Annotated in this window: 9 protein-coding genes and 2 pseudogenes; all 11 read left to right on the top strand. The window is 34.8% G+C overall.

From position 1 onward, the window contains the following. Window positions 1–115 precede the first annotated feature (115 nt). Window positions 116–682: a hypothetical protein gene (locus ACYVI9_RS15155; protein ID WP_460766010.1), complete on the top strand. Its 567-nt coding sequence runs from the start codon at window positions 116–118 to the stop codon at window positions 680–682. 16 nt (window positions 683–698) lie between these two features. After that, a complete protein-coding gene (locus tag ACYVI9_RS15150; protein WP_460766008.1) occupies window positions 699–1,097 on the top strand; it encodes a hypothetical protein in 399 nt (132 codons plus the stop codon). A 241-nt stretch (window positions 1,098–1,338) separates the two neighbouring features. Continuing rightward, window positions 1,339–1,950 carry an Imm43 family immunity protein gene (locus ACYVI9_RS15145; protein WP_460766005.1) on the top strand — a complete coding sequence of 204 codons (612 nt, stop codon included), beginning with the start codon at window positions 1,339–1,341 and terminating at the stop codon, window positions 1,948–1,950. A gap of 573 nt (window positions 1,951–2,523) precedes the next feature. Beyond that, window positions 2,524–2,637, top strand: a pseudogene (locus ACYVI9_RS15140) (Imm51 family immunity protein); the annotation flags it as partial. 356 nt (window positions 2,638–2,993) lie between these two features. Then, window positions 2,994–3,335: a hypothetical protein gene (locus ACYVI9_RS15135; RefSeq protein ID WP_460766003.1), complete on the top strand. Its 342-nt coding sequence runs from the start codon at window positions 2,994–2,996 to the stop codon at window positions 3,333–3,335. A 145-nt stretch (window positions 3,336–3,480) separates the two neighbouring features. After that, on the top strand, window positions 3,481–3,840 hold the full coding sequence (locus tag ACYVI9_RS15130; protein ID WP_460766000.1) for an immunity 51 family protein: 360 nt from the start codon (window positions 3,481–3,483) through the stop codon (window positions 3,838–3,840). Continuing rightward, window positions 3,816–4,016 (top strand): annotated as a pseudogene (locus ACYVI9_RS15125) (RHS repeat-associated core domain-containing protein); the annotation flags it as partial. The gene ACYVI9_RS15130 and the pseudogene ACYVI9_RS15125, both read left to right, overlap by 25 nt. Before the next feature lie 9 nt (window positions 4,017–4,025). Then, window positions 4,026–4,361: a polymorphic toxin type 8 domain-containing protein gene (locus tag ACYVI9_RS15120; protein ID WP_460765998.1), complete on the top strand. Its 336-nt coding sequence runs from the start codon at window positions 4,026–4,028 to the stop codon at window positions 4,359–4,361. Between the two features lie 20 nt (window positions 4,362–4,381). Continuing rightward, entirely contained in the window at window positions 4,382–4,759 is a 378-nt protein-coding gene (locus ACYVI9_RS15115) for a hypothetical protein (RefSeq protein WP_460765995.1), read from the top strand. Next, window positions 4,756–5,280, top strand: coding sequence for a hypothetical protein (locus tag ACYVI9_RS15110; protein ID WP_460765993.1), 525 nt, complete (start codon window positions 4,756–4,758; stop codon window positions 5,278–5,280). The genes ACYVI9_RS15115 and ACYVI9_RS15110 overlap by 4 nt, the downstream gene beginning before the upstream one ends. Before the next feature lie 136 nt (window positions 5,281–5,416). Continuing rightward, on the top strand, window positions 5,417–5,731 hold a 315-nt coding region (locus ACYVI9_RS15105), incomplete at its 3' end, for a hypothetical protein (RefSeq protein ID WP_460765991.1).

Genomic DNA, 5,731 nt, shown 5'->3' with positions numbered 1-5,731 from the left:
GGCCATATAATTCAGACTGAAATGGAAGGTGGCAAAGTTGTAGCCAAGTATGATTATAATTTGAATGGTAAAAGACCAAGAAGAAAAAAACTTAATACACATTAAATTAGCTACTATGGATTTTCAGCGTTATGCGGATGCGGTTGGTGTTATAATTAGAGTCTCTTTAGGTAAAAAAGAAGCGATTGAGCGTCAAGGGAAAAATAATTTTTATCCTTCCGGAGTGGACTGTTTGACTACTATTGAAGGTTTAGGGTTAAGCGCCTTTGTGTCTTTTAATAGTGTAGATGCCGATGACGATATTTCAATAACTGTGGCAGATAAACAATATGCAATCAAGAAGGAAGATAGAGAATTGGAGGATCCGGCAGTCTACACTCCCGAAGGAGATCTTATATCCAATTCATCATATACATTTGTGTTGATCGAATTGGCTATTTGGTTATCAAAGAAGACGGATTCGAAGATTGAACATCGGCGGTTTGATATATATTATAGTATTCGAAATAATTTTAATACACTTATAAAGGACAAATATTATTCCAATAAATTGTGGTTAAAAGACAGTGAGGAGGCTTTTGTTGTGACTATTGCTGATATTATGATTATAATAGTTGGAAGAAGTAAGGAAGCTTTAACGAGCCTTTTGCCTATTTTAGGGGTGGAGTTAAAAGATAATTAATTATTAATAAAGCGCTATGAATGGCCTAAATCAAGATCACACTACACGTATGCGAATTGGGAATTTCGATAGCGTATTAATTAGATATTCTGATGAAACTTCTGCGTTTGCTAACGATGCCGATTTTGTTGAGATAATTCAAAATAAGATTAAGCGAATAGAAACAGCATTGCCTAAAATTTTGGTCGATTTATCTCAGGAGTTGACCGCTGCAGCATATTCTCAGGATGCGAATGAATTTTATCGATCTAATGAAATCGAAAAATTAAAAAATGAATTAATAGTTCGCGAGATCGAATTGTTATCCGACGATGAAATAACACTTTCATTGATTGCTCCTTTACAATACCCGGATTATACTATATCTTGTCAGTTGAATGGAAATTTAGATATCGAAGAATGCACTTTAGACTAAAGTGATTGGGAGTCCGGACTTACACGCAAGGTGGTTGCCTTAGCCGGTTTGAAGCCGGCTTGTTGTTTACTAAAGGCAGGCATAGAAGTAAACAAAACGTAATATCAAGTTTGGAAATTGCCAATAGGTTGGAAATGCCCAACATAAAATTGTAGATGGGAAAAAGAAGCTACGCTAATTAAATAATATGAATTATTATATATTAACCAAGAATTATAATCTTCCTAAATTGACATTGTCAATGGGAGTGCTAGCAGAGCATTTCACGAAAGAAGATCCTTTTCCTCCTATGAAGTACTCATGGACAAAACCGAGAGATGTCGATCGTGTTTACCCTGCGGAATTGCTTTATATACTCAAAGGGGAGGAGGCGTTTAATATTGATTATTCAATTTTTTGGGATGGTTACATTGTCAGCGATCGATTTAAATCTTTAATAGATCAATCAAATTGCCCTCCTTATAAGTCGGTCAAGCTTGAAGTAATAAACACTAAAGGGAAGGATATTTCTCAGGGGAAGACCTTTTTTTTCATTGATATGAGAAATTCGACTCAGGATATTATTGACTATTCTAATTCAACCTTCACTTTAGACGAAAATATGATAAATATGAGGGGGCTTTCAGTAGAGTCAGTATATAAATCAGGGGATTATTTTGGAAATATCAAAAAGTATGAAAAGGTATTATTGTTGAATAATGTAACGTTTAATATTTTCAAACTGAAAGATCTTGCTATTCACGATCTAGTGTGTGATGAATCTTTTCAGCTAAGAATTGAAAAGGAGTTAGATTCCATAAAGTGTGTCAACCTGTCGGATCTAGGGCCTTATAACAATCGATTTTCTGGATAAATTGCAATTTCAAACAATAAATGATTATTAAATCTATATCATCGGAAGAACTAGCTGAAATCAATGCGCTTTATAAATCCTTTTTAAAAGACAGCAGATTGTCGGATGATGATCAGGCACTACTGTTCGTACATAGAAAAGTCGAATTGTTGAGAAGCGCAAGATTGGAGGTCGAGGAAATTAGCGGTCATTGCTTTGAGTTGGGATCGGCATATGGTACATTAATTCAAAAAAGTTATGGATGGGGGTGGTTTAGAATAGTTAATAGTGATGAATTCGCTTATGCAATCTGCACACCAAAACACAGCTATGGTATACAAGTTTTCCACTATTTTAATTTGTTGTTGACTACTAATAAAGAAAATAATACGATATTACTTTTCAATATGATTAGGGAACTTAATGATAATAAAACGGACCAGAAAATTAAGTTTTTACTATAGAAAAATTTGGAACCACAGCGGGTAGAAAAAGTCGCAATTTTTTGAAGTTTGTCGAAATTTATTGGTTTGCCTCTACGTTGGCGAATGTAAAGCGGAAATTTTCAACGCTAGGTAAAGTGAAGGGTTTGAAGGAAATGGCTACGGCTGGGGTTCTTTAGCGAAAGAGTTTTTGGACGAGCGGAATCCTGAATTTGTCGGTACAATTAAATTCGACCCCGAGGCACGAATGTTTTGTGCTTATTAAGCAAGTTCAGAAGCCTTGAAAACATTTTTATCACATTTAAAGAAACCTGCGAAAATGAAGCTTCAATACTAGATTTATTTTCAAGAGCATAGTTGGATTAGGTCATTTTAATATAGTGGACACACGGAGTTTTGTCCAAAACGCGGTATTTTGTATATATAATGCGGTAAGGGTTGTAGAAATGTACTAAATGTTTGATAAGATGATAATTGATGAGAAATTTCAACCAATAAATGGAATAGTGAATGGGTATCAGAGTTTAAGAAATTCAATAGACTACATAATACAAATATATCCAAACATTGAATTTTATATCAAAAGAAGTAGAAGGATTGAGATTTAATTAGATTTGAAGCATGAAATTATACAATACATCACCTGAGGGAAATGAGCTGGCCAGTATGGAACCTGTAAGATATTTCAACCTGGCGATAGATCATATCAATGAGATTGCTCAATGGCTGAAGACTTCCGAAGAAATTGCACAGCCATTACTGGTACATATGGATATTTTTATATATCTCAGTAAGAAGTATCCTGAGATGGCAAAAAGGCGTGCCAAAAAAATAAATATTACAGAACTTAAAGTAGAATTCTATTCTTGGTATGAAAGAGTTGAAAAGAAAATACCTGTTAAATTCCGTAGCGGGACTAAACAGATCGGAGAGGAGCTATTTGAACAATTAGAAATGCTTTAGTAGTGCTTTTAATGCGTCAGTCTATTTAAAGTTAGACTAGGAGGCAAGGATAAATCTTAAAGAAACTTTATCCGTTAATCCACACTCAATATAAAACTAGATAAGTTAGTATGGTAATTGTATTATCTTCTTATTAGTCTTATTTATGAAGAATAAAGAAAGTGCAGAATTTGAAAAATTAATTTATCCTTTTTTTTGGGTTGAGAACGAGCGAAATTTATCGGTTTGCCTCAATGTTGGTGAGTATAAATCGGAAATTTTCAAAGCTCGGGAAAGTGAAGGGTTTGAAGGAAATGGCTACGATTGGGGTTCTTTAGCAAAAGTGTTTTTGGAAGAGCAGAAGCCTGAATTTGTAGGTACCGTTAAATTCGACCCCGAGGCAGGAATGTTTTGCGCTTATTCAGCAAATTCAGAAGCCTTGAAAACTTTTATTATCGCATTTAAAGAAGCCTGCGAAAATGAAGCTTTAATAGTAGATTTATTTTCAAGAGCGGAATTGGATTAGAACATAAAGCCTATCTTTATCAGGGACAATATCTGGATGCAGAGACCGGGCTGGCATATAACCGGTTTAGATATTATGACCCTGAAAGCGGGAATTATATCAGTCAGGATCCGATTGGGTTGAATGGAGGCCTACAGCTGTATAGTTACGTTCACGACAGTAATGAATGGATTGATCCGATAGGGTTGGCAAGATCAAATGCTGGTAAATCTGCATTACATAAAAAGCTTATGAACGATGAGAAATTGCCTAGACACATAAGAGGTTGGTTTCAGCAACAGTATAACCGTGGCGTGCCTTTTAGCAAAATGACTATTCCTCCGGGATATGATCGAGCTCACTATCGAGGTTACGAAAGTGCAAAAGGATATGATTATATTTATTCAGAACTTAATCTGAAAAAAAATCATGAGTTGCAGCATAAACATGATGATTATGGTGCTAGAAATAAAGAAGGCGTTTCTAAAAAAGGGAAGGTGAAAAGTAAGAGAAAAAGTAAGTCAAGAGGTGTTCATCACTAATAAATAATGAAACGTATTTAATGAGTAAAAGCAATATTCAAGAATCAAATTATATTCAAAGAGAAAGAAATTTTCTAAGCACTGTTGTATCCGACGACACCTTTCAAGTTATCGTCGGCAATGATGGTAGCGATGTTTTATTGTTATGGCAAGATGAATATTATATGGAAGCTTATTTGAAGTCTTGTAGTAAACCTATTTTACTAAGCAAGGTAGATACTATAATTTTTTTAAAGTGGGTGAAAGCGGAGACTCAAATCTTTAGTTTTTCTATACATCCTGTATTTGGATCGAATAATGTTTTATTACAGCCGATGGAGGTACTAAATAAAATCATTGATAAAATGGAGAGCGATGGCGATTTCTTTGACACACTTCGAGAGAACAATTTATTATGAAGCCGGTAGAAAAAAATAAGATTACATCAAATTTGTTTCGAAAGAATATTCGGACCGATGATTTTAAATTGCTATTTGAAAGAATATTTGAAGTTGATATTGAAGAGTTATTAGTCGGAGGTGAATACGATGAAATTGATGAATTCCCTATTGAGCTGGATAGTAAAGGTATTATGATAGGGTTTAGTGCAGAAACGGTTAAAGCAAAACTTCAGATTGAATATATTGATCTGGATGTAATTAATCATCATCATAATTTTCTTCGACTACTAAAGGAAATTCCTCGAAATAGTAATTTTTTAAAACTGGAATTGATTCAGGAAAACTTAACCCCTTGTGATAATCTAAGAATATATTATTCGATATATAATTTAAAGAAAATTGATCGAGTGATTTTTCAGCATGAGGATTTGCGATATGAATTATCAATTAATGACGACTCGGTTGTTTCAAGAATTAGGGTTTGTATTGCAGAGATCGAATCCAGTATCAATATGAGGACTTATTATCTTTTTGATTAGTGATTAGTGACCTAACCATTGGCTAAAGACCAATGGGCTTCGGACTTCAACGCCCCCGAGCTTCTTTTCAGAAGTCTTATTTAAGGCTCTGCCCGTGTTGTCGGAGAGTTCCGCTCCGATTGTGCTAAATTGGTTTGTGGATGTCTTTACGCTTCATTATGGATTATCAGGTGAAATTATTAGAAATGGCGAAAGTATTTTTAATGATATCTATCAAAGTGGTAGTCTTGGCAGTGGCAGACTAAATCAGCAGGAGGCATTGTTAACTCATACGGAACGTAAGTTTTTGACAAATGACGCAATGGATATGGTTCAGGCAGGTGGTCATCTTAAAATGGTTGGTCAACTTAACCCTTGCACTCCTGGCTGCCAACCGGCAATAAGGCGATTTGTAAACGATTTTGATGTAAGTGCCGAGTATCATGCCACAGATACGGGTAGAAGTTACCAT

The sequence above is a fragment of the Niabella terrae genome (assembly GCF_054783135.1).
This window is presented reverse-complemented; position numbering and strand designations above follow the sequence as displayed.